This is a genomic window from Providencia sp. PROV175 (assembly GCF_032707045.1).
Classification (GTDB): Bacteria; Pseudomonadota; Gammaproteobacteria; order Enterobacterales; family Enterobacteriaceae; genus Providencia; species Providencia hangzhouensis.
The window spans coordinates 3508784-3533439 of record NZ_CP120533.1 but is presented as its reverse complement, the minus strand read 5'-3'; the positions used below and the strand labels follow the sequence as shown (position 1 = coordinate 3533439).

The window sequence follows — 24656 nt, the reverse complement described above, 5'->3', positions numbered from 1 at the left end:
TGGTAGAGCATGAATATAGGGCTAACAAAAATCGTCAATAAACAAATAGTAAAAAAATGGTTAGTAACCAGCGTATTTCTTTCCTTATTAGCTGGATGCCAAACCCATCCAACGGATAAAGGCCAACAATATAAAGATGGTCGCTTAGTGCAAGATTTACAGAAAGTAAATCAAGTGAATGTACAGGGGCGACCAATAAATGCGCCAGATTTTAATCAACAAGTTAATGAAATTAAAAATGCATCACCGCGATTGTTTAAAAATAACAACGATACCTATCATGCTATAGAAAACTGGTTGATGGCGGGGGGGAACCCGGCTCAATTGGCAAATTTCAATTTAACCGCTTTCCAAATGGAAGGCGCTGATAATTATGGAAACGTACAATTTACAGGGTATTACACGCCTGTGATCGAGGCGCGCCGTATGGCTCAAGGTGAATTTCGTTATCCGTTGTACGGTATGCCGCCAAAAGGAAAAACACGCTTACCTAGCCGAGCGGCAATTTATAATGGTGCCCTGAGTGATCATTTAATTTTAGCTTATAGTAATTCGCCGGTTGAAAATTTTATGATGGAAGTTCAGGGAAGTGGTTATGTTGATTTTGGGGATGGCAGCCCACTGAATTTCTTTGGTTATGCAGGTAAAAATGGTCACGCCTATAAAAGTATCGGAAAAGTGCTGGTAGACCGCGGTGAAGTTCCTTTGAGCCAAATGTCATTACAAGCTATCCATGATTGGACGAATCAGCATAGCGAGCAAGAAGTTCGCCAGCTATTAGAAGAAAATCCGTCATTTGTATTTTTTAAACCGCAATCATTTGTCCCCGTTAGAGGCGCAAGTGCGGTTCCTTTAATTGCTAAAGCATCTGTTGCATCAGATAAAACCCTCATTCCACCGGGAACAGCCTTACTCGCGGAGATCCCTGTGTTAGATAATAATGGGAAATTTACGGGGCAGTACGAAATGCGTATGATGATAGCCTTGGATGTTGGTGGTGCGATTAAAGGGCATCATTTTGATATTTACCACGGTATAGGCCATGAAGCCGGAAAAATGGCCGGTTTTTATAACCATTACGGGCGAGTTTGGGTGCTGAAAAAAAGCCAGCCGCTATTTGGTTCAATGTAGTTACAGTTTTAACTGAGGTTGTTCGTTATTATGCAAGCTAAGCTTTCTGATGCTTGGATGCAGCGTTTTGCTGGGATCGGGCGTTTATATGGGCAACATGCTCTTCATCTTTTTGCACGTTCCCACATTTGTGTCATTGGCATTGGTGGGGTAGGCGTGTGGGCCGCGGAGGCGCTTGCTCGTTCAGGTATTGGGCATATCACATTAATTGATATGGATGATATTTGTGTGACTAATACCAATCGCCAATTACATGCCATCAAGTCGACAGTTGGGCAACCAAAAGTTGATGTGATGAAAAATCGTATTTTAGAAATTAACCCCGAATGTGTAGTGAATGTTATTGATGATTTTATTACTGTTGATAATGTCGCTCACTACCTTAGCACGGGGTTTGATTATGTCATTGATGCCATTGATAGTGTAAGGCCTAAAGCAGCGTTGTTAGCGTATTGTAGACGCTTTAAAATACCCATTATCACCACAGGTGGGGCTGGTGGACAAATCGATCCAACACAGATTCAAGTGACAGACCTAGCTAAAACGGTTCAAGACCCTTTAGCCGCTAAGTTGCGCGAACGCTTAAAATCCGATTTTAACGTTGTTAAAAATGGCAAAGGAAAGCTCGGGATTGACTGTGTTTTTTCTACTGAACAGCTTGTTTATCCGCAAAGTGATGGCACTGTGTGTGCGGCAAAAAGCACTGCGGATGGCTCTAAGCGTATGGACTGCGCTTCAGGCTTTGGTGCGGTGACTATGGTTACAGCCAGTTTTGGGTTTATTGCTGTCTCACATGCACTTAAAAAGATGATAGCAAAATCACAACGGGAAATGGAACAGCAGTAAAGTGAATGAGGCTATTGCGATAGATAGCCTCATTCAATGAATTACGCAGGTGTCATTTCATTGGCAATATTTTGAATTGCCGTAATGAGTGATTGAATACCATTTTGGCGGGATTCGCTGAGCTGGCTAGGTAAGCCGGTTTGAGCTAATAAGTTATTAAAATCAATTTCCATGATTTCTTTCGCTGTTTTTTGCTCTATTGCCGCTAACAAAATGGTAAATAACCCTTTCACCACTCGGCCTTCACTATCCCCATAAAAATGAAATGTTTCATCATCATTGAGAAGTGCTCCAATCCAAACTCGGTTTTCACAGCCTTTAACCTCTTGAGTTTGCAGCTTTTCATCATCAGACAGCGCCGGCAATTTTCTCGCAAATTGAATTAATAAACGGTATTTATCTTCCCATGCTTTATGTGTGGAAAACTGTTCAACTATTTCTTGAATTTTAATCTCTGTACCGAATGGGTGCGGAGCAAGTTCATGGTTAGTCGAAGTCATTAGGCTTCCTTTATTGATTTATTCATTGAGTATAGAAAGTGAAACGGTGACTGCATCGATAAATTTATCGACGTCTTCCCGGTTGTTGTACGGCATCATTGAGATACGCAAGCAGCCACTGATATTTAATGCATCCATTAATGGTTGGGTGCAATGTTGACCATAGCGTAATGCAATATTTTGTTCGGTCAAGAGGGCACCTAGATCACTATGGTGAATATCTTTGAAGTTAAATGATAGCAAAGGAGAATCAGGCACACTATAGCGAATAAAGCCGGGAAGTGCCGATAGTTTTTTAGTGGCATATTCGATTAGTGAGCAAGTATATGTTTCTGCTAGTGTTAAATTTATTCCTTCCAGCCACTCTAGGGTAGCAGAAAAGGCAATTACCCCTGCAATATTCGGTGTTCCGGCTTCGAATCGTTGTGGAATAGGTGCAAGAGTGAAATCGTCAAATGTGACGTGGGTCAACATTTTCCCTCCACCATGCCAAGGGGTCATTTGCTCTAAAAGTTCTGTTTTGGCGTAGCAAACTCCAAGCCCAGTTGGCCCATATAACTTATGTGCTGAAAATGCATAGAAATCAATATTCAGCTCACTGACATTAATCGGGCTATGAACGACACCTTGTGCGCCATCAACAACGACTAAAGCTCCTACTTGGTGAGCGAGCTGAGTCACCGTTTGTATATCGGGTTGATAGCCAGTTACATTGGACATTTGAGTGATAGCGATGACTTTCGTTTTTTCAGATAATTTAGATTGGAGTACATCAAGACTCAATGTCAGGTTCTTTTCAACCGGCCATTTTATAATTTTTGCGCCAGTTTGCTGTGAAAGCATAATCCAAGGTAATAAATTTGAATGGTGTTCTATTTCACTGACAATAATTTCATCGTCAGGTTTTAATGTTGAGCGAAAATAACCTTGTGTAATTAAATTAATTGACTCAGTTGTTCCGCGTGTCCAAATAATATTTTTTTCACTGGAAGCATGAATATATTTTGCAGCACGGATTCGCCCCTGCTCATAATCACGTGTTAATTTCAATGATTCAGATGACTGCCCTCGATATACCGAACTGCCCGACAAGCGATAATAGTCATTAGATACATTGATCATGGCGATAGGCTTTAATGCCGTTGCCGCACTATCAAAAAATAGTGTTGATGAGTCTATCGCTGGGAAGGCGAGGCGAAATGTGGTGGCGTTAAAATGATCCATGAGTATTTTCTTTTTAGTCAAAATTTCAATGTGTTTTGATTTTACTGAGTGCGGTATTAGTTGATTGTACATTTATTAGTACATTTATAGTTACTTTCTGATTAATTTAAACTTATCATTTTTTAATCTAGCCATTGAAATATTTTGTTACGTTTGGTATTAATTGTTAGCAATTCTTCTAGATGTGGTTTCAAGATGATTCAGTGTTTTGCGTTGCAATGCAATGCCTTTTGTTTATAAATTTATTTTTTTAAGTACTTAGTAAATAATTTTCAAGATTTATCTTAAATATCTTACTGAAAGTTTTTTCGGTACACTTACAATTATCTATAGTTATTTGTATTTATTAAGTTAAATTGCTTAAGTAAATACCGAAATAGCATTAAAAAAAGAGTAAAAAAAAGCACCGCGCGTTGGCGGTGCACTATATAAAATCACTATGGACAGACAGGGTAAATGTACAGGAAGTGAAAAAACAGTAGCTAAAGCTACAAAGGTCTGGTTCAACCAGACAACTTGCAAACACAACATCACAACCACAAAGCCAAAAGTTTCAAAGTAACTAAACTCTGTAACTTTTCGTTCCGGCTTAGGAAGTGTGCATACTATAGGTATTTACTAGCGTATCCTCAAGGGACAAATTATAATGCTTCGGATGAAAAAAACTAATGCATAATAAGATGCCAAGTAGAAGTGATTATGTCTAAAAGATTACCGCCCCTAAATGCACTGAGAGTCTTTGATGCTGCTGCTCGTCATTTAAGTTTTACTAAGGCAGCAGAAGAATTATTTGTAACTCAAGCAGCCGTTAGCCACCAAATGAAAAGTTTGGAAGATTTCCTTGGGCTGAAATTATTCCGTCGGCGCAACCGATCATTGTTATTGACAGAAGAAGGTCAAAGTTATTACCTTGATATTAAAGAGATTTTCTCTTCTTTAAACGAGGCGACGCGTAAGTTGCAAGCCAGAAGTGCAAAAGGGGCATTAACGGTTAGTTTATCCCCAAGTTTTGCGATTCAGTGGCTGGTGCCAAGGCTTTCAGGCTTTAACCAGGCCTATCCAGGAATTGATGTGCGGATCCAAGCTGTAGATAGAGAAGAAGATAAATTGGCAGATGACGTTGATGTCGCTATTTTCTACGGTAAAGGTAATTGGCCAGGGCTAAGAACAGATAGGCTTTATGCTGAATATTTAATGCCGGTATGTTCACCATCTTTATTAACTGGAGATAGCCAACTAAAAATTCCTGAAGATTTAGCAAAACATACGTTACTTCACGATTCTTCACGAAGAGACTGGCAAGCGTATGTTAAGCAACTAGAGTTACAAAATGTCGTTAATGTACAGCAAGGTCCCATTTTTAGTCATAGTGCGATGGTTATTCAAGCTGCTGTTCATGGTCAGGGAGTTGCACTGACGAATAATGTTATGGCTAAAAATGAAATTGACGCAGGGCGCTTAGTTTGTCCCTTTAGTGAGGTGTTAGTTAGTAAAAATGCATTCTACTTAGTTTGCCAAGAAAATCAGGCAGATTTAGGCAAAATAGCTGCATTTCGCCAATGGATTCTTGGGCAGGCGGCAAGTGAACAAGAGAAATTAGGTTTTATTACGGGTGACCAAGATGTGGCGCTTATTCAGTAATCAAGTATTTAAATAAAAGGTGTTACTGTGAATAGTCGTTTGATGTTAATTTTTGCAGGAATTAGTGGCTTCTTTACTGTTGCTTTTGGAGCTATTGGTTCACATGCGTTATCGTCAATTATGAGTGTCCATCAAATGGACTGGATTGAAATAGGGCTACGTTATCAAATGTTGCATACTGTTGCACTAATGGTGCTAGGGGCAATTTTATTACGTAAAATAATTCTGTGGTTCTATTGGTCAGGTGTGTTTTTCTCTGTTGGGATACTTCTTTTTAGCGGTAGCCTTTATTGTATGGCACTATTGCAGGTAAAATACTTCTCTTATTTTACGCCAATAGGTGGTGTATGTTTCCTAATTGGTTGGCTGTTAGTGGTTATTGGCGCTATGCGTCTAAGGAAATCGGCGTCACGCAATGAGTAATAAAATTGCACTATATTGCCGTCCAGGCTTTGAAAAAGAATGTGCAGCAGAAATTACAGATAAAGCAGGGCAAAAAGAAATTTATGGTTTTGCCCGCGTAAAAGAAAACAGTGGTTATGTTATTTTTGAGTGCTACCAAGCAGAAGATGCGGACAAACTCGCACGAACGTTGCCTTTTCGAGAATTAATTTTTGCTCGTCAAATGATTGTAATAGGGGATTTACTTAAGGATTTACCGTCTGAAGACCGTATTACCCCGATTGTAAATGCATTGAGTCAGCAAGTTGTGCGGGCAGGAGATCTCCGTGTTGAAGTTGCTGATACCAATGAATCGAAAGAACTCTTGAAGTTTTGCCGCAAGTTTACGGTACCTTTGCGTAATGCATTACGTAAAGAAAAAATCTTATTGCCACTCGAAAACTTTAAGCGGCCCGTTATTCATGTATTCTTTATTGCCCCTGGTTGCTGCTATACCGGGTATTCGTATACCAATAATAGTTCAAATTTCTATATGGGAATCCCAAGGTTAAAATTCCCATCAGATGCACCGAGCCGTTCAACCTTAAAACTTGAGGAAGCTTTCCACGTCTTCATTCCTTATGAAGAATGGGAAGAACGTCTAGCTAGTGGGATGAAAGCTGTCGATCTTGGTGCATGCCCAGGGGGATGGACTTATCAATTAGTGAAACGCAGTATGATGGTGGATGCTGTAGATAACGGCCCAATGGCGGAAAGCCTTATGGATACAGGGCAAGTTAAGCATCACCGTGAAGATGGTTTTAAATTTAAGCCTACTTCCCATAATATTACTTGGTTAGTCTGCGATATGGTTGAAAAACCAGCTAAAGTTGCTGCGCTAATGACTGATTGGCTTGCTCAAGGTTGGTGCCGAGAGGCCATTTTTAACTTAAAATTGCCGATGAAAAAGCGCTATGAAGAAGTTTCACATATCTTAGAAAAGATGAAAACACAGCTTAAAGAGCAAGGTGTTAATGTGTTGATTCAAGCTAAACAGCTTTATCATGACCGCGAAGAAGTAACTGTACATGTGATGAGGATATGGTCGGCAAATCCAATGGCACGTGAGTATTATTAATTTATAGAATCAGTTAATAAAAAAGCCACTTCATCATTAAGTGGCTTTTCTGTTTTCTATTAGTTGGGTGCATAACGCAACTGATTCAGATTCCCTCGTATCGGGATATCGGTTCTTAAAGTCGCAATATCTCGGCAAATCAATGCAATTCCCTGCTGATTGATGAGCTTTTTCTGCCATTTCTCTTCAAGGTTATCTAAATTGGCAAATATATTTTCAATAGAGTGATATTGTTGCAATAGTGTCGTGGCACTTTTAGGACCAATCCCTGCAACACCGGGAACTTTACTACTACTGATCCCTACAAGCCCCCAATAATCAGGAAGTTGATTAGGAGAAACGCCAAATTCCTTTTCGATAAAAGGGATATCTAGCCAGCGCTTTTGAAAATAATCGCGAATTCTTAAGTTAGGGGAAAGTAGTTGGCAGTAACCTTTGTCTGTGGATACGATGGTAACTGTGTGCCCCGATCCCGCAATGCGTGTTGCTAAGGTAGCGGCTAAATCATCGGCTTCATCCCCTTCAGACTGCCAGCAGTGAACCCCTTTTTCTTTAAATAAGGCTATTAGAGTGGGGAGTTCAGCATGCAAATCTTCAGGCATAGGTTGTCGGCCCGCTTTATAATCGGGGAGTTTTTCATGGCGCCAGCTTTGGTGACGTCCTTCTTCATCAAACACTGCAACAATGTGCGTGGCATCAGTATGAGCGATCAACTGCGATATTGCAGATAAACAAGTTTCTCCACACGGGCTTCCTTGCACCGCATGGATACGGCGTATTAAGTTTAATGCATCAATAATTAATAAGTGGATCATAAATACGTCAACATTTACTTATTTCACGATTTCATAGCAAGGTTCGTATGCCGTACCACCCGGTAATTTCATACGATGTTGCTCAACGAAGCCTTGTAATAACACATCCATACGCTTCATTAGCTCACTATCGCCGTGAATTTTGAATGGCCCATGTTTTTCGATGGCTTTCATACCAAATTCCTTCACGTTACCAGCCACAATACCGGAGAAAGCGCGGCGTAAATCTGAAGCCAGTTTCTCAGGTGCTTGCCCTGGGTGGAGGTTCAGTGATGCCATATTTTCATGCGTTGGTTCGAATGGATGTTGTAAATCGTGAGCAATTTTAATTGACCAGTTGAAGCTATAGGCATCACCTGTGCTACGGCGATTTTCTTTAACTTGTGGCATGCTACGTTTCATTACACGAGCGACTTCTGGTGCATCGTCAATAATAATTTGGTAATGCTTACTGGCTTCATCACCTAAAGTGTGACGAATAAAATCGTCTAACACTTCAAAGTATTCTGCACTTTCTTTTGGACCCGTTAAAATCAATGGTAGAACTTGTTCACTGTTGGCTGGGTCCATCAAGATACCAAGTAAATAAAGCAACTCTTCAGCGGTACCAACACCACCAGGGAAGATAATAATCCCATGACCTAATCGAACGAATGCCTCTAAACGTTTTTCGATATCAGGCATAATGATGAGCTCGTTCACTAATGGGTTTGGTGGCTCAGCAGCGATAATTGAAGGTTCAGTTAAACCGATAAAACGGCTATTTTTGTATTGTTGTTGGGCATGACCAACAGCGGCACCTTTCATTGGTGCTTCCATCGCTCCCGGGCCACAACCAGTACAGATATTGAGTTCACGCAAGCCAAGCTCATTACCTACCTTACGGCCATATTGGTATTCAATTTCATTAATTGAGTGGCCCCCCCAGCAAACAATCATACTCGGGTCTTCATCGATATGCAGGGCACGGGCATTACGCAAGATAGAGAAAATCATATTGGTAATATGTGTGCCATTTTCGAGGTCTAAATTAAATTGTTCTTTGGCATGCGTAATTTGCGCATGGACGAATAGAATGTCACGCAATACGGCAAATAGGTTTGCTTGTAAGGTGCGAATAATTTTACCATCAACAAAAGCTTTTTCTGGTGGGTCGATAAGTTCAAGCTTAACGCCACGCTCACGGCGTAATACATTGATATCAAAATCTTTACTTTTTTCTAATAGCTCTTTACTGCTATCAGTTAAGCTGCCTGAATGCAAAACGGCTAAAGAACAATTTCGAAATAATTGGTACAAATCGCTACTGGCCGTGCGTTTTAGCATATCAACTTCAAGTTGAGAGAGTAGATCCATAGATCCTAATGGACTGATATGAGTAATCAAGTAGTACTCCTTTACCCCATGGGTTCTTGATATGTGAATTGTACTGCAAATGTATTAATTACACTTACTTTTCAACTATATATACTTATTGTCGTGATAAACGACCTAGTTCTGGCGTAAATTCTTCATTACTACGCCATGGGTTTATATCAAGCCCTCCACGGCGAGTATAGCGTGCATAAACACTTAATTTTTCAGGTTTACACAATTGCATAATATCAGTGAAAATGCGTTCAACGCATTGTTCGTGAAACTCATTATGATGGCGAAATGAGACCAAGTAGCGTAATAAGGCTTCACGATCAATTTTGGGTCCACAATAGTGGATCTGCACAGAGCCCCAGTCAGGTTGGTTGGTAATTAAACAGTTTGATTTTAATAAATGGCTCACCAACGTTTCGTCAACAACCTGTTGTTGGGTGCTATTCGCCAAATAATCTCGATTAAACTCATAATTATCAATATCAATCTCTTGTTCATCAATACATTCGCCAAGTAATGGCTGGATAGGTTGATGAGCAAAGTGCTCTAATTTATGAAGTGTAACGCTTACTTGGCCATTAGCACAGCGGCATAAATCATTTTGCAAAGCGCTTCGCACATTTTCCCAAGTTTCAAAACGTGTTTGGTTAAAACTATTTAGGTAAAGCTTAAAGCTCTTAGATTCAATTAAGTTTTCGCTATTTGCATCAACACTAATCGAGCCGATTGCTACTTGGGGAACACCGCGCTGATTTAGCCATGAAAGCTCATACATTGTCCAAATGTCAGCACCGTGAAATGGAAGTGCTTTAGCGTGAATGGCTAAAGGATCACGATTTAAGCTACGAGGGACAGCTTGTAATAATGTGGCATCATACTGATCATGATAATCCGTTTTCTTTCCAAGAGTTAAATTATTAAGTGCGGGATTATTCTGGTAGTGTGACATATAGGTCCTTATACTTCATAAACTGAAAATGAGGCTAATAGGTAAAATTGGGATATTTTCTTCGTCTGTGAACTTCTGTCATAATACCATTTATCGACAACATTGACGCCTTTCTCTTTAAATTGACGACAAAAAACACATAATTATGAATACTTCACATTCTGCCGCACTACATAATTTTACTCAGAAATATGTTTCACAATGGCACCAACAAACGGGGTTACCTCCCGCCTCAACAGACTTATATGGTATTCCATCGCCATGTATTGTCCGCACAGGTGAAAACTGGGTTTACTGGGAACCTCAACCATTTCCAATAAAGGATGCGAGCTTAGATAAAGTTGCGACAGCATTGGAGATTAATTTACAAGGTGATATCCATGCTTTTTATACTGCACAGCTTGCTGGCGATATGAAAGCCACATTTCGTGATATTACGTTGAGTTTAGTACAGGTGTGGAATGAAGATGATTTCATCCGTTTGCAAGAAAATTTAATTGGTCATTTAGTGACTCAAAAGCGTTTAAAACTATCACCCACGCTATTCATTGCAACGTTGGAATCAGAGATTGAAATGATATCAATGTGTAATCTCACGGGGGAAATTATATTAGAAAAATTTGGTAGTCAGGAAAGGCGTGTACTTTCTTCGAATTTAACAAGTTTTCTCGATGAGCTAGTGGTTGTTGTTGAGCCTCAGGGGTAAGTGTTTTTAAGCGGGTTTGTGTGAGTAAATGCCTACAATTAAGCTAAGTAATTTCTTAAAAAATGTTCTTTATATTGTAATGATAATTATTTAACTTTTAATTTCATGGCGTTACTATCTGGTTTGTACTTTTTGCGTATTTTTACCGTGTTATTGTTTATTTTGCTAGGTTGTTTCATTAATAGATTTAATGCATTCTTATCGCGCTGGACAGGGTAAACTCGTTTAGCTTTTTATACCTTCATGTGAGGTGTAAAAATTGTTTAAAACAAGGCGATGGAACGCGATTAGGTGATAAATCTATAAATTTGTTTTAATCAACAGGATGTTGAATGACGGGAAGTCATTAGCAGGATGCGTAAATTTTAAAGTATGAGCCAGTCAGCTTCGGTTGACTGGCTTTTTTAGTTAATACCTATTGTAGCGGAGTGATGTGAAAAAATTAAAGATACTTTAATTTATTTAAATCAATGTTCTAATCTAATTGAATTTTTAGTTAGCGAAGCAATAATATCTTGGGTCATGGAATCTCGGAGCGCTTCTCGGCGGCGAAATTCAGCACGACGCTGGCTTTTCACTGACTCTATATCTCGTACGGGTTCTTGAATAGGTAATTGGAACCAACCATCAGGTGTTTTCGTGGCACCGCATTCTTGCCAAAACGTATCATAGCTTGATTTCAAATGCTGGCTCTTAATATGACACTGGTTTGAAATTCCTAATATTGATTTTACATCAAAGAAGGCTGCTACTGCATAAACCGCTGACATTAATAAATTTTTGGGCCTCATACCGTGCATTTGCTTAGTTATCAACCTAACTTGATCGACACTTTGTTCAGTGGAAGGGCCTTGCAAAGAGCACACGTACAATTGTCCTTCTGGGCCGAAGGAAAAACTCATTAAATAAATATCGTCACCGGTCTCATTTCTCAAGTGTAAAGTGAGGTCGCCTTCTCGAGGGTATTGAGAGTAAATCAATGTTAATTGAGCGAACTCTCCTGATTTTAATTCAATGTTTGCCACGAGAAGCCCTTCTCGCTTAGCAGAAAACATAGCTTCAATAGCTTCGGGCTTGAATGTACTTTCAATTAAATTGAGCGTGTAGCTGGCGGTTGATAGTTTTTGTTTTCCGCTCCAGCTTTTATGTAGATACTTATTTATAGGGCGTTCGATAAAATGAGGAACGCCTTCAATAACTGAAGAAAATTGCGCACTACGGTAGTTTTGGCACATAACTTGATAATGCTGATATTGTGACGAAGGCAGCTTTGAAATACGTATTTTTCTTTTTAATTCAATATAGTTAGAGTTTAAAGTTTTCCAGACTTTATTTTCCTTGCGCCACTGTTTTAGTCGTCCCATAGATAAACCATTTTGTTGTTAATTATTCTGTAAGTACTAAATTGATAAAACATTTAATCTTACATGTGCTATCTGCAACAAAATATAAACGAATCTTATTAAATGAATTGTTCGATTAATAGCTACGATAATAATTATTATCGATATGCAAAATAAATAAACTTGTATTTGCTGAGGCTTAACCCCATGTATCCGACAGAATTATGATAGAAAATACCGTATATTTGCTGCAGCCATCACTAAATGAGTTTAAGTATGAATATTGAACAACGTATTATTGAGAAACTTCGTCACTTAGAAGAGGAAATGAAATTAAAATCTCTTTGGAATGAACAGCCACCTTCACCCGAGGCTTTTAACAGTGTAGAGCCTTTTTGTATTGATACGATGGAGGCTATAGAGTGGCTGCAGTGGATTTTAATACCTCGTCTACAAATGTTAATTGAACAAGGGGCTACGCTGCCAACTAATTTTGCGGTCGCTCCTTATTTTGAAGAAGCGTATAAGCATGATGAAGAAGAACAATACACGTTACTTATCAATTATTTGCGTGAGTTAGATGGTTTTTTCTCCACTAAGACCTGCGGGTAATTTATTGATGCTGGAAATTATTTATCACGATGAATATATGGTAGCGGTTAATAAGCCTGCTGGTATGTTAGTGCATCGCAGTTGGCTGGACAGTAAAGAAACCGTATTTGTGATGCAGACACTACGTGACCAAATTGGCCAGTATGTTTACCCCATTCATCGCTTAGATAGGCCAACCTCAGGTATATTACTTTTTGCATTATCGAGTGAGGTTGCAAGGCTGTTGTCGGCTCAATTTGAAAACCATCAGTTAGAAAAAGTGTATCATGCCATTGTTCGTGGCTATTTAACTGAAGAGCAAACCATCGATTATCCGTTGTTAGAAGAGTTAGATAAAATTGCGGATAAGCATGCATCACGTGAGCCTGTTTTGCAGGAGTGTGTTACCCACTGTAAACCGATAGCAACAGTTGAATGTCCCATTGCGATTGGGCGATATGAAACATCAAGATTTAGTTTGGTTGAATTAAAACCTGAAACTGGTCGTAAACATCAATTGAGAAGGCATATGTCTCACCTTCGCCATCCTATTATTGGAGATAGCAAGCATGGCGACTTACGCCAAAATAGAGGCGTGAATACGCATTTTTCAGTATCGCGCTTGATGTTACATGCCAGCGTATTAAATTTAAACCATCCAATAACAAAAGAAAATATATCGTTGGTTGCCACATGGGATACACAATGGTTATCATTAATTGAGCAATTTGGATGGTCAGATACAGTTGCAAAATTAGGGATAAACGTTATTAACTCATCAAGTTAACTATGAAATAGAGGGAATGTTATGTCAAAAATAGGCATTTTTGTTGGAACTGTCTATGGTAACTCTTTAGCTGTTGCTGAAACGGCACAAGAAATTTTAGAGCAGCAAGGGCATGAAGTGGTTGTTTTTGATGAGCCCACCTTGAGCGATTGGCAACTTTATAATTCAGGTAATGAAATTGCACTTATTGTGACTTCGTCTACAGGGCAAGGGGATATACCTGACACCATCGCTCCGTTATATAGTGAAATCAAAGATGTTGTCGGTTATCAACCTGATTTACGTTACGGAATAATTGCTTTAGGTGATAGCAGTTATGAAAGTTTTTGTGGCGCAGGTATTCGTTTCGATGAACTGTTAGCTGAACAATCAGCGACCCGTATTGGCGATATTTTATTTATTGATGCAATTGAGGTGGATGTTCCTGAGGAGTTTGCTAAGCCTTGGGTTGAAGCATGGGCGGAGCTGCTTTAAATGTCTGCACCGTAGTATTACCTATATTAATGATAAATATTGGCAGTGCTACGGCGCAGTAAATTAATCATTTCACCTGTAAATTATTTACGGGTCAATTTTTCTAGATCTGCTTCAATTTCTGCGATCTTATTTGAAACCACATGTTCAAGATGGCGTAAGTCATCGAGAATTTTGTGTTTTAAATCAATGTCAGTTTGATCTGTTTGGCAAATTTGATCTAGTTCTTCAATGGCGTAACGTAGGTTAGTGTTAATTTCATTAATTTCTTTGAAATTATTATTACCATCCGCAATAGTTTTACGCTGGCGTGGGTATTTAAATTTTACGCTTTTAGCGAAAAACTCCCCTTTATCTTTGCGAAAATAAATTTTTAAAATGTCATTATTCGCTTCTTGGCGTAAGGTGTAGCGGTCAATATCTTGAGGGTTACTGATGCCTAAACTTTTCAAATTATCGTACATGTTAGCTCGCTTTACTGTAGAGACAGAGTCGGTGAACAAAGTGATAGTGTGAGCAGGCCGTAACAATATCGGTCTATTTCTCGTTAATAAGCTATCTATCCCATTCGTTTGGGTGATAGATTGAATGATGTTATTACACAAACAGCATCATTATAATGAAAAATAAAATAATACAGTTTTATTAGAGGTAAACGGCAAAAGCCACGGACATATTATGCGCGATTTGTAGAAATTGACAAACTTCTCTTTGCAATTAATGCGCTAATATTAAAAAGTAACACTGATATGGCCACCCGAGTTGCATACGGAGGTATGCGATTCGGGATAGCTTTAGTTTTTTAACCTAATTACAGTGGCTCACTATAAAAGTTTATTATAAAAACCAGTAACAGGTTTGGCGTGAGATTTTAGGCGTTTAATTACTCATCAATCGTTCTTAATAATTCATTAATACCCACTTTACCGCGAGTTTTCTCATCAACTTTTTTTACAATGACGGCGCAATACAGGCTGTAGCGACCATCTTTAGATGGCAAATTACCTGAAACAACTACGGAGCCAGCAGGGACTCGGCCGTAATGAATTTCACCTGTTTCACGGTCATAGATTTTTGTGCTTTGCCCCAGATAAACCCCCATTGAAATGACGGAGCCCTCTTCAACAATCACCCCTTCGACCACTTCAGAACGAGCACCAATAAAGCAGTTGTCTTCAATAATTGTTGGGTTAGCTTGCAATGGCTCTAATACGCCACCGATCCCTACACCACCAGATAAATGCACGTTTTTACCAATCTGTGCACATGAACCAACGGTTGCCCATGTATCTACCATTGTGCCTTCATCGACGTAAGCACCAATATTGACATATGACGGCATTAATACGCTATTTTTAGCGATATAAGCGCCTTTACGAACAGCGGCAGGAGGAACGACTCGGAAGCCTTCTTTTTCGAAGCGAGCTTGGTCATAATCCGCAAATTTCATTGGAACTTTATCGAAATAACGGCTTTCTGCACCGTCAATCACTTGGTTATCTTGAATGCGAAATGATAACAAAACAGCTTTTTTCAGCCATTGATGGGTAACCCAAACACCGGCAATTTTCTCAGCTACACGTAATTCTCCGCTATCGAGTAATGCAATGGTATCTAACACGGCTTGTTTTACTGAGTTTGATACCGTATTTGGTGTGATACTGGCTCGCTCTTCGAACGCTTGTTCAATGATCGCTTGTAAATGCTGCATTGATTGTATTTTCCTCTTGAATGTTATAAAAAGTGAACGTTCACCATAAAGATGTGATGGACGCTATATTTTATCCTTCGATTTTAGGGCCTCTGTCAACCTTTCTGATAACTCTTGTTGCATATTTTTAGTCAACGCTTTGTGTTCCTTATCAGCTAAAACAAAGAAATCTTCCACTTTTTCGCCAATTGTCGTGATGCGTGCGCCATATAGAGAAATTTCCATTTGAGCAAAAATATGACCGATGCGAGCCAATAAACCTGGTTGATCTAAGGCGAACAGTTCCATATAGGTGCGACGGTCGTTGGTGGAATGTAGAAAATTGACTTTTGTTGGCACGGTAAAGTGACGTAATTTTGACGGTAGAGTACGTGGCTTAGGCAGTGATATTTCTGGTTGCTGAACGGCTAATAACAACATTTTTCGGATGTGGTCGTATCTGTCTTTGGACAGAGGACTACCGTTAGGCTCAAGAACGACGAAGGTATCCATGGCCATATTGTCTTTGTTAGTAAAAATTTGAGCACTGTGAATGCTTAAATTTCGCCGATCCAATTCGCTGGCGACAGCGGCAAATAAATGGGGTTTATCATGGCACCAAATAAAAATTTCTGTTCCGCCATGTTTAGGTTGTGTGCTGATTAATACCAAAGGCTGGCTCAAGTCGTGGGCTAGTAAGTGCTTAGCATGCCATGCTAATTGGGATGGCGTATGACGTAAAAAATAATCGGCATGGCAGCGGGACCATAACCCCTGCAGTTTTTCTTCATCAATTGATGATTGGCGTAGTAATGATAAAGCTTGATAACGATGATGACGAATGCGTTCGCGTAAGTCAGGGGTGCTCTGCATGCCTTGATTTAATTGATGCTCTGTAGATAAAAAAAGTTCACGAATTAAACTTTGTTTCCAGCTATTCCACAGTGTGCTATTTGTCGCGCAAATGTCTGCAACCGTTAAACACATCAAGTAGTTAAGCCGTGAAACAGTTTTAACTTCCCCTGCAAATTGTTTAATGACATCGGGGTCTTGAATATCACGCCGTTGAGCTGTCACCGACATCAATAAGTGGTTTTTAACCAACCATGAAGCTAATTCAGCTTCTTTGACAGAAAAATCATGCAGTAAGGCAAAATCATAAACAAAATCAGAGCCAAGGTCGGAATGATCTCCTGATCGGCCTTTAGCTATATCGTGAAAAATGGCAGCTAATCGTAAAAGTTCAGGTTGCAATAATTTGGGATAAACACTGACACACAGTGGATGATCACGACGATTTTCTTCTAACGTAAAGCTATCAATTTTTTGCAGCACACGAATAGTATGTTCATCAACGGTATATGCATGGAATAGGTCGAATTGCATTTGACCAACGATATTGCTCCAGAGTGGGGTATAAGCGCTCAGTACACTATGAAGGTGCATTGGGACAAATGCACCTTTGATGGCGCGAGGGTGGCGTAGAATTTTGATAAACAGTTTTCGGGCTTCAGGGATTTCACATAATGGCACTGAAAGGTTGCGCCGCGCATAACGTAGTTGCCGTAAAGTAGTGGAATAGATCCCTGTAATATTTGGGTAGCGAGCCATTTGGTAAAACATTTTTAAAATAGCGGCTGGCTGCTTGATAAATAACTCTTCATCAATAACGTCAATCAATGATCCGCGTAATTGGAATAGAGAATCAATAGGACGGGGCTTTTCGTTGGGGTTAAGCGTTAAAATAGCTTCATCAAATAACTGCAATAGCATTTGATTGAGTTCCCGAACACGGCGAGTGACGCGATAAAAATCTTTCATCATTCGTTCAACGGGTTGGTTTTTTTCGCCTTCATAACCCAGTAACCGAGCCACACTAAACTGGCGGTCAAATAGCAGGCGATTATCATGACGTTTCACCACTAAATGGAGCGCAAAGCGAATTTTCCATAAAAATATTAGGCACTCTTTGAGTTCTTGGCGCTCTTCTTCAGTGAGAAAACCAAAACCTACCATTTCATCGACGGTGGTTGCACCAAAATGACGCCGCCCGACCCATAGTAAGGTATGGATATCCCGTAATCCCCCAGGGCTACTTTTTATATCGGGTTCTAAATTATAGCTAGTGCTATGGTAGCGTTGATGGCGTTCTTGTTGTTCTTCAATTTTTGCAGCAAAAAAGACCGCGGAAGGCCAAAAATCATCGCTAAAAATAGTTTTTTGTAATTGTAAAAACAGGGCGACATCACCACAAATTAACCGTGATTCAATGAGATTAGTTGCGGTGGTTAGATCTGCATTTCCGGCTTCGATGCATTCAGCGAGGGAACGGACGCTGTGGCCGATATCAAACCGCAAATCCCATAATAGAGTGATAAATTGCCCAATTTCGTTAGCGATGTGTTCTGGAAGCGGTTTTTTACTTAAAACTAAAATATCAATGTCAGAAAGTGGATGTAGTTCATGGCGCCCGTAACCCCCAACGGCGATTAGTGACATATCAGGCTGCTTATCAAATTGAAAGGATTGCCATAATCGAGTGAGTAACGCATCAAGGTAATCACTTCGCAAGTGAATAAGGTCGACAACATCTTTACCTTGGTTGAAAGCCTCTTCCAGCCACTGATCGAAATCATCGACATGTTGTCTTAATAAATTAAGTTCAAGGTCATGAGTACTAAATTGATTAGGGGGGAGGTAGGAAGCTGAATTTACAGTCATCTTTATCTTTCCATATTGATAGCAATAGGGGGTTAGCTACCAGCTTACGGTTTTTTGATAAAAATGAACAGAGGAAGAGCCTTCGGTTAGGAAGGCTCAATGGAGCAGATTATTCGTTAACTAATACTGCAGAGATAAACGGCTCTTCTTCTTTACGTAGAGTGAGGATTTCACAGCCGTTATCCGTCACAACTAATGTGTGTTCATATTGTGCAGACCAACCGCGGTCTTTGGTTTTAACTGTCCAGCCATCTTTCATGGTGCGAATACGGTGATCGCCTGTATTGACCATAGGCTCAATGGTAAAAGTCATCCCTTTTTGTAGAACCACGCCACTGTCGTCAGCATCATAGTGCAGAACTTGTGGTTCTTCATGGAAACCTTGGCCAATGCCGTGGCCGCAATATTCACGCACAACTGAGAAATCTTGTTTTTCGACAAACTCTTGAATGGCTTTACCTAAAGTACGTAAGCGAATACCCGGTTTAACCATTCGGATTGCTAAATATAAGCTGTCTAGTGTGACTTGGCAAAGGCGCTCACCTTGAATGGTTGGTTTACCAACAATAAACATTTTGGAGGTATCGCCATGGAAACCATCTTTAATAACGGTGACGTCAATATTAACAATATCGCCATCTTTTAAGATTTTATCATCACTAGGAATGCCGTGGCAGATGACATCATTGACAGAAATACAAACAGATTTAGGAAAACCGTGATAATTCAGGCACGCAGGGATAGCTTTCTGTACGTCAACAATATGTTGATGACATAGGCGATCTAATTCACCCGTACTAACTCCCGGCACAACGTGCGGAGCAATCATTTCTAACACTTCTGCTGCTAAGCGGCCAGCAACACGCATTTTCTGAATATCTTCTTCAGTTTTGATAATAATAGCCATGAATTTAGTCCATTCATGCCAACATTGAATTTGATGGCATGTTAAAAAAGAGGGGGAAAATAGGTAGCCCATTTTACATCGATGAGATATATGGTAACAGCCACCGCATTTTCTGCCAACTAGCTATCGAGCGGACTCGAAAGTCGAAGTCACTTTATAGTAGATAAGGAAAGGAGTGGAGCTTGTTCATTTTGAGCTTTTAACAGCACAAAATGCAAAATAGTAACGAAGGCCATCTAGAAGGTATTGCAAAAATAAGGCTTTTTTATCTTACCGAATAGCGTCTATAATTGACCTGAGCAATGGTTAAATATTGCTCAGGTCAATGGCTTTAAATCAAAACCACTTTTAGGCATTTTTGTGAGCGAAAAAAGCAACAAAAGTTGGCTTCTAGGTTGGTTTTATGGTATAAAGCGCGCCGGCAATCCATTTATTTCTAATCACCATCATCGAAATGTCATTTTATGGCATCAAGATAAAGTCGTTGATAAAATATTGGATGTGCGAAACTTAAAACTCAATTGTGTAATAACACACACAAATCGACACGTGCACCGGGGTGCTCTTATGCGTTTTAACGCAGCTTTGGAGTCGGTAGCATGGGATTTGTGGAGGCATAACCCCAATTACTTAAATACAGAGGTATTAAATGGCAACTGTTTCCATGCGCGATATGTTACAAGCAGGCGTACACTTTGGTCACCAGACTCGTTACTGGAACCCAAAAATGAAACCTTTCATTTTCGGTGCGCGTAACAAAGTTCATATCATCAACCTGGAAAAAACTGTTCCAATGTTCAACGAAGCTCTGGCTGAGTTGACTAAAATTGCTTCTCGTAAAGGCAAAATTCTGTTTGTCGGTACTAAACGTGCTGCAAGCGAAGCCGTTCAAGAAGCTGCTAACAGCTGTGATCAGTATTTCGTTAACCACCGCTGGTTAGGCGGAATGTTGACTAACTGGAAAACCGTTCGTCAGTCAATCAAACGTCTGAAAGATTTAGAAGTTCAGTCACAAGACGGTACTTTCGACAAACTGACTAAGAAAGAAGCGCTGATGCGTACTCGTGAACTTGGTAAGTTAGAAAACAGCTTAGGCGGTATCAAAGATATGGGCGGTTTACCTGACGCTCTGTTCGTTATCGATGCAGACCACGAACACATTGCTATTAAAGAAGCAAACAACCTGGGTATCCCAGTATTTGCTATCGTTGATACTAACTCTGATCCAGACGGTATCGACTTCGTTATCCCTGGTAACGATGATGCAATCCGTGCAATCAAACTGTATCTGGGCGCTGTAGCAAGCACCGTTCGTGAAGGTCGTTCACAAGATCTGGCTGTTCAAGCAGAAGAAAGCTTAGTAGAAGCTGAGTAATAAGGCCCAAATCCTTATTTAGGTATTGCTATACAGGTACTGCTATATGTTAGAAGGGGCCTGATTTAGGCCCCTTTTATATATGAATCAGAACTATCCACGTGGGGAAGACTCCCACGGGGAATATCGAGGAATAAATCACATGTCTGGAATTACCGCTGCATTGGTAAAAGAACTGCGCGAACGTACTGGCGCAGGTATGATGGAATGTAAAAAAGCACTCGTTGAAGCTAATGGCGACATCGAATTAGCGATTGATAACATGCGTAAATCAGGTCAAGCAAAAGCGGCTAAAAAAGCAGGTCGCGTTGCAGCTGAAGGTGTTATCCTGACTGAAGTTTTCAACGGTGGTAAAACAGGTGCTCTGGTTGAGCTGAACTGTGAAACTGACTTCGTTGCTAAAGACGCAGGCTTCTTAGCATTCGGTAAAGAAGTTTTGGCTTCTGTTGTTGCTGACAAAAATGCTGACATCGATGCGCTGAAAGCAAAATTCGAAGAAGCTCGTACAACATTAGTTGCGAAAATTGGTGAAAACATCAATATTCGTCGCGTTGCTATTCTGGAAGGCGCACAAGTAGGTAGCTACCTGCACGGTGCTCGTATTGGTGTTTTAGTTGCGGCTGAAGGCGCTGACGAAGAATTACTGAAACACATCGCTATGCATATCGCTGCAAGCAAACCTGAATATGTGACTCCAGATGATGTTCCTGCTGATGTTGTTGCTCATGAGCACCAAATCCAGTTAGACATCGCAATGCAATCTGGCAAACCACGCGAAATCGCTGAAAAAATGGTTATCGGTCGCATGAACAAATTCACTGGCGAAATCTCTCTGACTGGCCAGCCTTTCGTAATGGACCCAAGCAAATCTGTTGGTGACTTACTGAAAGAGAAAGGTGCTACTGTTTCTGGTTTCCTTCGTTTCGAAGTAGGTGAAGGTATCGAGAAAGTTGAAACTGACTTTGCAGCAGAAGTTGCTGCAATGAGCAAGTAATCAACTAAGGGCCGCCAATTGGCGGCTCTGTTTTATATACGTATATTCCCTGCGATGTTAGCGTCATAGGCATTGCGCTAGAATTCTTGTGTATAAAAAAATTATATTTAAACTAATTCAAAATTTAGGTACGTAGAACACTGTAATTCTACGTGTGTTACCCCAATAAATATCTGTTAGGACAGAACACCATGGCAACCAATGCAAAACCCGTTTATCAGCGTATTCTGCTTAAATTAAGTGGCGAAGCCTTACAAGGGGCAGAAGGTTTTGGTATCGATGCTAGCGTTTTAGATCGTATGGCTCAGGAAATTAAAGAACTCATAGAACTGGGTATACAGGTCGGTGTGGTTATTGGCGGTGGTAACCTGTTTCGTGGTGCTGGTTTGGCACAAGCTGGAATGAACCGTGTTGTCGGAGACCACATGGGGATGCTAGCAACTGTGATGAACGGACTCGCAATGCGTGATGCATTACATCGCGCCTATGTGAATGCAAGACTGATGTCTGCGATCCCACTTAACGGTGTCTGTGATAACTATAGCTGGGCAGAGGCCATTAGCTTGTTACGTCACGGCCGTGTCGTTATTTTTTCTGCAGGAACAGGCAACCCATTCTTTACAACAGACTCCGCTGCATGCCTACGTGGTATTGAAATTGAAGCGGATGTCGTGTTAAAAGCGACAAAAGTTGATGGTGTGTATTCAGCAGACCCTGCTAAAGACCCAGACGCAGTCCTTTATGAAAATCTGAGTTACCAAGAGGTTTTGGAACGTGAACTTAAAGTGATGGATTTAGCGGCATTCACATTAGCACGTGACCATAACTTACCGATTCGCGTATTCAATATGAATAAACCGGGCGCTTTACGTCGCGTTGTTATGGGCGAAAATGAAGGAACTCTGATTTCTCACAATTAATACTCAGAGACATGACCTGAGTTTAAATGTATTATCTAATATAAATTCAGACAATTTAAGCGAGGTCGCATGCGGCCTTTAATAACCAGTTCTTAAGGGTTGAAAACGTGATTAACGAAATCCAAAAAGATGCTCAAGACCGTATGGAAAAGAGCCTTGAAGCATTCAAAAGCCAAATTAGTAAAGTTCGCACAGGCCGTGCATCTCCAAGCCTATTAGACGGTATCACTGTTGAATACTATGGTTCAGCGACACCTTTGCGCCAATTAGCTAACGTCACTGTTGAAGATTCACGCACATTAGCTATTTCTGTTTTTGACCGTAGCATGTCACCTGCGATTGAAAAAGCAATCATGGCATCTGATTTAGGCTTAAACCCATCATCAGCGGGTACTGTTATCCGTGTTCCACTTCCTCCATTAACGGAAGAGCGTCGTAAAGACTTAATTAAAGTGGTTCGTGGTGATGCAGAGCAAGGCCGTATCGCAGTCCGTAACGTTCGCCGTGATGCTAATGACAAAGTGAAAGCATTACTGAAAGATAAAGAAATCAGTGAAGATGACGAGCGTCGTTCACAAGATGATATCCAAAAGCTGACTGATAGCTACATCAAAAAAGTTGATGAAGCATTAGCGCAAAAAGAAGCAGAGTTGATGGAATTTTAATCCATCATAATAATAAAGCCACCAATGCAAACTGTAAAAGTGTGCGTTAGCGTGGCTTTATTATTTTTCAAGCTTATTAAAAAATCCTTTCTAACCTCTAAGCTGATATAATCTCAGTATTGAATTAATACAGAGTACTCAATCACTATGAAATGTCTGACAATCCTAGGTTCTACAGGCTCAATTGGTACAAATACACTTTCTGTTGTTCGCCAAAATCCCGAAAAATTTCAAATCGTTGCTCTAGTGGCAGGAAAGAATGTCACTGAAATGGCGAAACAGTGCCTTGAGTTTAATCCGAAATATGCCTCAATGGCGGATGAATCGTCAGCAAAAGCGCTAAGAACTATTTTGACTGAGAATAATTGTAAAACTGAAGTTTTGTCAGGAAAACAAGCTGCAATTGACCTTGCTGGTCTGGATGATGCTGACCAAGTTATGTCAGCCATTACTGGGGTTGCCGGTTTACTTCCTACTTTAGCGGCAATACGCAAAGGTAAAAGAATATTATTAGCGAATAAAGAGTCTTTAATTACTAGTGGCCGTTTATTCTTTAATGAGATTCGCAAGCACAATGCAACAGTATTTCCTATTGATAGCGAGCACAATGCTATCTTCCAGAGTTTACCTGAAATTATTCAACTGAATTTAGGTTTTGCCGATTTATCAGCTTCCGGTATCTCAAGTATTGTTTTAACCGGATCAGGTGGGCCATTTAGGGATACACCGTTATCGCATCTTGATAATGTGACTCCTGATGAAGCATGTAACCACCCAAATTGGTCGATGGGGCGAAAAATATCAGTCGATTCAGCGACAATGATGAATAAGGGTCTAGAATATATTGAGGCTTGCTATTTTTTTAATGCGAGCGCCGAGCAAATGGAAGTGATTATCCATCCTCAATCTGTAATTCATTCCATGGTTCGGTATAAAGATGGCAGCGTAATAGCACAACTGGGCACGCCTGATATGCGAACTCCAATTTCATACAGTATGGCTTATCCTCAGCGTATCATGTCTGGTGCAAAACCTCTTGATTTTGCAACACTTTCATCATTAACATTTGTTCAGCCTGACTATCAACGCTATCCTTGCTTGAAACTCGCAATCGATGCCTGTCACCAAGGGCAAGCCGCTACGACGGCACTTAATGGTGCGAATGAAATGACAGTTGCTGCTTTTCTCGAAGGCAAAATACGCTTTACGGATATAGCAAAAATTAATCGCAATGTGTTAGATAGCCAAGTTTTTTCTGAACCTGTTTCGATCGAAGAGGTCTTAGAAATCGACGAACGAGCGCGTAAAAATGCAGAAAAAATAATCGCTCAGACAATTTAACGCTGGTATGTGTTTTATTTAGTTGCTGATAGCCATAATAACTCTTTAATATGTGATGTGTTTAAAAAAGAAAAATAACATAGTACCTCTTAGAGATTTAAGGATGTGTCTTATCAGCAAATTCAATAATAGTAGTTATTATTGGTCTG

24 protein-coding genes are annotated in these 24656 nt (G+C 40.1%); 14 read left to right on the top strand and 10 right to left on the bottom strand.

The genetic code is table 11. The annotated features are described in order from the left end of the window. Positions 1-9: 9 nt before the first annotated feature. A complete protein-coding gene (gene mltA, locus P3L44_RS16065) occupies positions 10-1131 on the top strand; it encodes a murein transglycosylase A (RefSeq protein ID WP_140171599.1) in 1122 nt (373 codons plus the stop codon). Between the two features lie 30 nt (positions 1132-1161). Next, positions 1162-1977 (top strand): tRNA cyclic N6-threonylcarbamoyladenosine(37) synthase TcdA, encoded by an 816-nt coding sequence (tcdA, locus tag P3L44_RS16060; RefSeq protein WP_004257579.1) that lies wholly within the window; start codon positions 1162-1164, stop codon positions 1975-1977. A 41-nt stretch (positions 1978-2018) separates the two neighbouring features. Here tcdA and csdE read toward each other — a convergent pair whose 3' ends face one another. Next, positions 2019-2477 carry a cysteine desulfurase sulfur acceptor subunit CsdE gene (gene csdE, locus P3L44_RS16055; RefSeq protein ID WP_004257574.1) on the bottom strand — a complete coding sequence of 153 codons (459 nt, stop codon included), beginning with the start codon at positions 2475-2477 and terminating at the stop codon, positions 2019-2021. 18 nt (positions 2478-2495) lie between these two features. After that, positions 2496-3701, bottom strand: a complete 1206-nt coding sequence (gene csdA / locus P3L44_RS16050; protein ID WP_272661627.1) for a cysteine desulfurase CsdA — start codon at positions 3699-3701, stop codon at positions 2496-2498. 699 nt (positions 3702-4400) lie between these two features. On the opposite strand from csdA, the gene P3L44_RS16045 reads away from it, so the two are divergent. From P3L44_RS16045 to rlmM, 3 genes are read left to right on the top strand one after another with little or no spacing between them, the layout of a single operon-like run. Continuing rightward, complete coding sequence (locus tag P3L44_RS16045; RefSeq protein WP_004257564.1) at positions 4401-5342, top strand: transcriptional regulator GcvA; 942 nt, start codon at positions 4401-4403, stop codon at positions 5340-5342. 27 nt (positions 5343-5369) lie between these two features. Beyond that, positions 5370-5765, top strand: a complete 396-nt coding sequence (locus P3L44_RS16040) for a DUF423 domain-containing protein (RefSeq protein WP_004908716.1) — start codon at positions 5370-5372, stop codon at positions 5763-5765. Further along, on the top strand, positions 5758-6861 hold the full coding sequence (rlmM, locus tag P3L44_RS16035) for a 23S rRNA (cytidine(2498)-2'-O)-methyltransferase RlmM (RefSeq protein ID WP_272661628.1): 1104 nt from the start codon (positions 5758-5760) through the stop codon (positions 6859-6861). Before P3L44_RS16040 ends, rlmM begins: the two co-directional genes overlap by 8 nt. Before the next feature lie 59 nt (positions 6862-6920). Here rlmM and xni read toward each other — a convergent pair whose 3' ends face one another. The 3 genes from xni to queF form a co-directional block, all read right to left on the bottom strand. After that, positions 6921-7676, bottom strand: coding sequence for a flap endonuclease Xni (xni, locus tag P3L44_RS16030; protein ID WP_140171602.1), 756 nt, complete (start codon positions 7674-7676; stop codon positions 6921-6923). An 18-nt stretch (positions 7677-7694) separates the two neighbouring features. Further along, complete coding sequence (gene ppnN / locus P3L44_RS16025) at positions 7695-9062, bottom strand: nucleotide 5'-monophosphate nucleosidase PpnN (RefSeq protein ID WP_140171603.1); 1368 nt, start codon at positions 9060-9062, stop codon at positions 7695-7697. Positions 9063-9147: 85 nt separating this feature from the next. Further along, positions 9148-9993, bottom strand: a complete 846-nt coding sequence (queF, locus tag P3L44_RS16020; RefSeq protein WP_096864085.1) for an NADPH-dependent 7-cyano-7-deazaguanine reductase QueF — start codon at positions 9991-9993, stop codon at positions 9148-9150. Between the two features lie 145 nt (positions 9994-10138). On the opposite strand from queF, the gene syd reads away from it, so the two are divergent. Then, positions 10139-10699, top strand: a complete 561-nt coding sequence (gene syd, locus P3L44_RS16015; RefSeq protein ID WP_004257535.1) for a SecY-interacting protein — start codon at positions 10139-10141, stop codon at positions 10697-10699. Between the two features lie 467 nt (positions 10700-11166). On the opposite strand, the gene P3L44_RS16010 is transcribed toward syd, so the two are convergent. Further along, entirely contained in the window at positions 11167-12063 is an 897-nt protein-coding gene (locus P3L44_RS16010) for a DUF535 family protein (protein ID WP_272661629.1), read from the bottom strand. A gap of 255 nt (positions 12064-12318) precedes the next feature. Between P3L44_RS16010 and P3L44_RS16005 the strand changes: the two genes are divergently transcribed. Genes P3L44_RS16005 through P3L44_RS15995 form a run of 3 tightly spaced genes read left to right on the top strand, consistent with a single transcriptional unit; the run spans position 12319 to position 13894 of the window. Beyond that, positions 12319-12654, top strand: coding sequence for a YqcC family protein (locus P3L44_RS16005; RefSeq protein WP_004257526.1), 336 nt, complete (start codon positions 12319-12321; stop codon positions 12652-12654). Between the two features lie 7 nt (positions 12655-12661). Continuing rightward, positions 12662-13420 (top strand): tRNA pseudouridine(65) synthase TruC, encoded by a 759-nt coding sequence (gene truC / locus P3L44_RS16000; RefSeq protein WP_140171670.1) that lies wholly within the window; start codon positions 12662-12664, stop codon positions 13418-13420. A 21-nt stretch (positions 13421-13441) separates the two neighbouring features. Further along, positions 13442-13894 carry a flavodoxin gene (locus tag P3L44_RS15995; RefSeq protein ID WP_004257522.1) on the top strand — a complete coding sequence of 151 codons (453 nt, stop codon included), beginning with the start codon at positions 13442-13444 and terminating at the stop codon, positions 13892-13894. An 83-nt stretch (positions 13895-13977) separates the two neighbouring features. Here the strand turns inward: P3L44_RS15995 and P3L44_RS15990 are convergent, their stop codons facing one another. The 4 genes from P3L44_RS15990 to map form a co-directional block, all read right to left on the bottom strand. Further along, positions 13978-14358, bottom strand: coding sequence for a DUF3461 family protein (locus P3L44_RS15990; RefSeq protein ID WP_004908747.1), 381 nt, complete (start codon positions 14356-14358; stop codon positions 13978-13980). Between the two features lie 419 nt (positions 14359-14777). After that, the gene (gene dapD, locus P3L44_RS15985; RefSeq protein ID WP_004257518.1) at positions 14778-15605 is read right to left on the bottom strand and encodes a 2,3,4,5-tetrahydropyridine-2,6-dicarboxylate N-succinyltransferase; all 828 of its coding nucleotides are present in this window, start codon (positions 15603-15605) and stop codon (positions 14778-14780) included. Between the two features lie 63 nt (positions 15606-15668). Further along, positions 15669-18305, bottom strand: a complete 2637-nt coding sequence (gene glnD, locus P3L44_RS15980; RefSeq protein WP_144141030.1) for a bifunctional uridylyltransferase/uridylyl-removing protein GlnD — start codon at positions 18303-18305, stop codon at positions 15669-15671. Between the two features lie 109 nt (positions 18306-18414). Further along, the gene (gene map, locus P3L44_RS15975; protein WP_272661630.1) at positions 18415-19212 is read right to left on the bottom strand and encodes a type I methionyl aminopeptidase; all 798 of its coding nucleotides are present in this window, start codon (positions 19210-19212) and stop codon (positions 18415-18417) included. A gap of 649 nt (positions 19213-19861) precedes the next feature. Here map and rpsB point away from each other — a divergent pair. The 5 genes from rpsB (at position 19862) to ispC (ending at position 24507) form a co-directional block, all read left to right on the top strand. After that, positions 19862-20587, top strand: a complete 726-nt coding sequence (gene rpsB / locus P3L44_RS15970) for a 30S ribosomal protein S2 (protein WP_004257504.1) — start codon at positions 19862-19864, stop codon at positions 20585-20587. A 142-nt stretch (positions 20588-20729) separates the two neighbouring features. Then, the gene (gene tsf / locus P3L44_RS15965) at positions 20730-21581 is read left to right on the top strand and encodes a translation elongation factor Ts (RefSeq protein WP_004908761.1); all 852 of its coding nucleotides are present in this window, start codon (positions 20730-20732) and stop codon (positions 21579-21581) included. Positions 21582-21772: 191 nt separating this feature from the next. Then, complete coding sequence (gene pyrH / locus P3L44_RS15960) at positions 21773-22501, top strand: UMP kinase (protein WP_004257499.1); 729 nt, start codon at positions 21773-21775, stop codon at positions 22499-22501. A 107-nt stretch (positions 22502-22608) separates the two neighbouring features. Next, positions 22609-23166 carry a ribosome recycling factor gene (frr, locus tag P3L44_RS15955; protein ID WP_004257496.1) on the top strand — a complete coding sequence of 186 codons (558 nt, stop codon included), beginning with the start codon at positions 22609-22611 and terminating at the stop codon, positions 23164-23166. Between the two features lie 147 nt (positions 23167-23313). Further along, positions 23314-24507, top strand: a complete 1194-nt coding sequence (gene ispC / locus P3L44_RS15950) for a 1-deoxy-D-xylulose-5-phosphate reductoisomerase (RefSeq protein ID WP_272661631.1) — start codon at positions 23314-23316, stop codon at positions 24505-24507. The last annotated feature ends 149 nt before the right edge of the window (positions 24508-24656 follow it).

Bases quoted from the DNA above. Each gene is read 5' to 3' on its own strand.
- mltA (WP_140171599.1), top strand. From the start codon at position 10: ATGAATATAGGGCTAACAAAAATCGTCAATAAACAAATAGTAAAAAAA.
- tcdA (WP_004257579.1), top strand. From the start codon at position 1,162: ATGCAAGCTAAGCTTTCTGATGCTTGGATGCAGCGTTTTGCTGGGATC.
- csdE (WP_004257574.1), bottom strand. From the start codon at position 2,477: ATGACTTCGACTAACCATGAACTTGCTCCGCACCCATTCGGTACAGAG.
- csdA (WP_272661627.1), bottom strand. From the start codon at position 3,701: ATGGATCATTTTAACGCCACCACATTTCGCCTCGCCTTCCCAGCGATA.
- P3L44_RS16045 (WP_004257564.1), top strand. From the start codon at position 4,401: ATGTCTAAAAGATTACCGCCCCTAAATGCACTGAGAGTCTTTGATGCT.
- rlmM (WP_272661628.1), top strand. From the start codon at position 5,758: ATGAGTAATAAAATTGCACTATATTGCCGTCCAGGCTTTGAAAAAGAA.
- xni (WP_140171602.1), bottom strand. From the start codon at position 7,676: ATGATCCACTTATTAATTATTGATGCATTAAACTTAATACGCCGTATC.
- queF (WP_096864085.1), bottom strand. From the start codon at position 9,993: ATGTCACACTACCAGAATAATCCCGCACTTAATAATTTAACTCTTGGA.
- syd (WP_004257535.1), top strand. From the start codon at position 10,139: ATGAATACTTCACATTCTGCCGCACTACATAATTTTACTCAGAAATAT.
- P3L44_RS16010 (WP_272661629.1), bottom strand. From the start codon at position 12,063: ATGGGACGACTAAAACAGTGGCGCAAGGAAAATAAAGTCTGGAAAACT.
- P3L44_RS16005 (WP_004257526.1), top strand. From the start codon at position 12,319: ATGAATATTGAACAACGTATTATTGAGAAACTTCGTCACTTAGAAGAG.
- truC (WP_140171670.1), top strand. From the start codon at position 12,662: ATGCTGGAAATTATTTATCACGATGAATATATGGTAGCGGTTAATAAG.
- P3L44_RS15995 (WP_004257522.1), top strand. From the start codon at position 13,442: ATGTCAAAAATAGGCATTTTTGTTGGAACTGTCTATGGTAACTCTTTA.
- P3L44_RS15990 (WP_004908747.1), bottom strand. From the start codon at position 14,358: ATGTACGATAATTTGAAAAGTTTAGGCATCAGTAACCCTCAAGATATT.
- dapD (WP_004257518.1), bottom strand. From the start codon at position 15,605: ATGCAGCATTTACAAGCGATCATTGAACAAGCGTTCGAAGAGCGAGCC.
- glnD (WP_144141030.1), bottom strand. From the start codon at position 18,305: ATGACTGTAAATTCAGCTTCCTACCTCCCCCCTAATCAATTTAGTACT.
- map (WP_272661630.1), bottom strand. From the start codon at position 19,212: ATGGCTATTATTATCAAAACTGAAGAAGATATTCAGAAAATGCGTGTT.
- rpsB (WP_004257504.1), top strand. From the start codon at position 19,862: ATGGCAACTGTTTCCATGCGCGATATGTTACAAGCAGGCGTACACTTT.
- tsf (WP_004908761.1), top strand. From the start codon at position 20,730: ATGTCTGGAATTACCGCTGCATTGGTAAAAGAACTGCGCGAACGTACT.
- pyrH (WP_004257499.1), top strand. From the start codon at position 21,773: ATGGCAACCAATGCAAAACCCGTTTATCAGCGTATTCTGCTTAAATTA.
- ispC (WP_272661631.1), top strand. From the start codon at position 23,314: ATGAAATGTCTGACAATCCTAGGTTCTACAGGCTCAATTGGTACAAAT.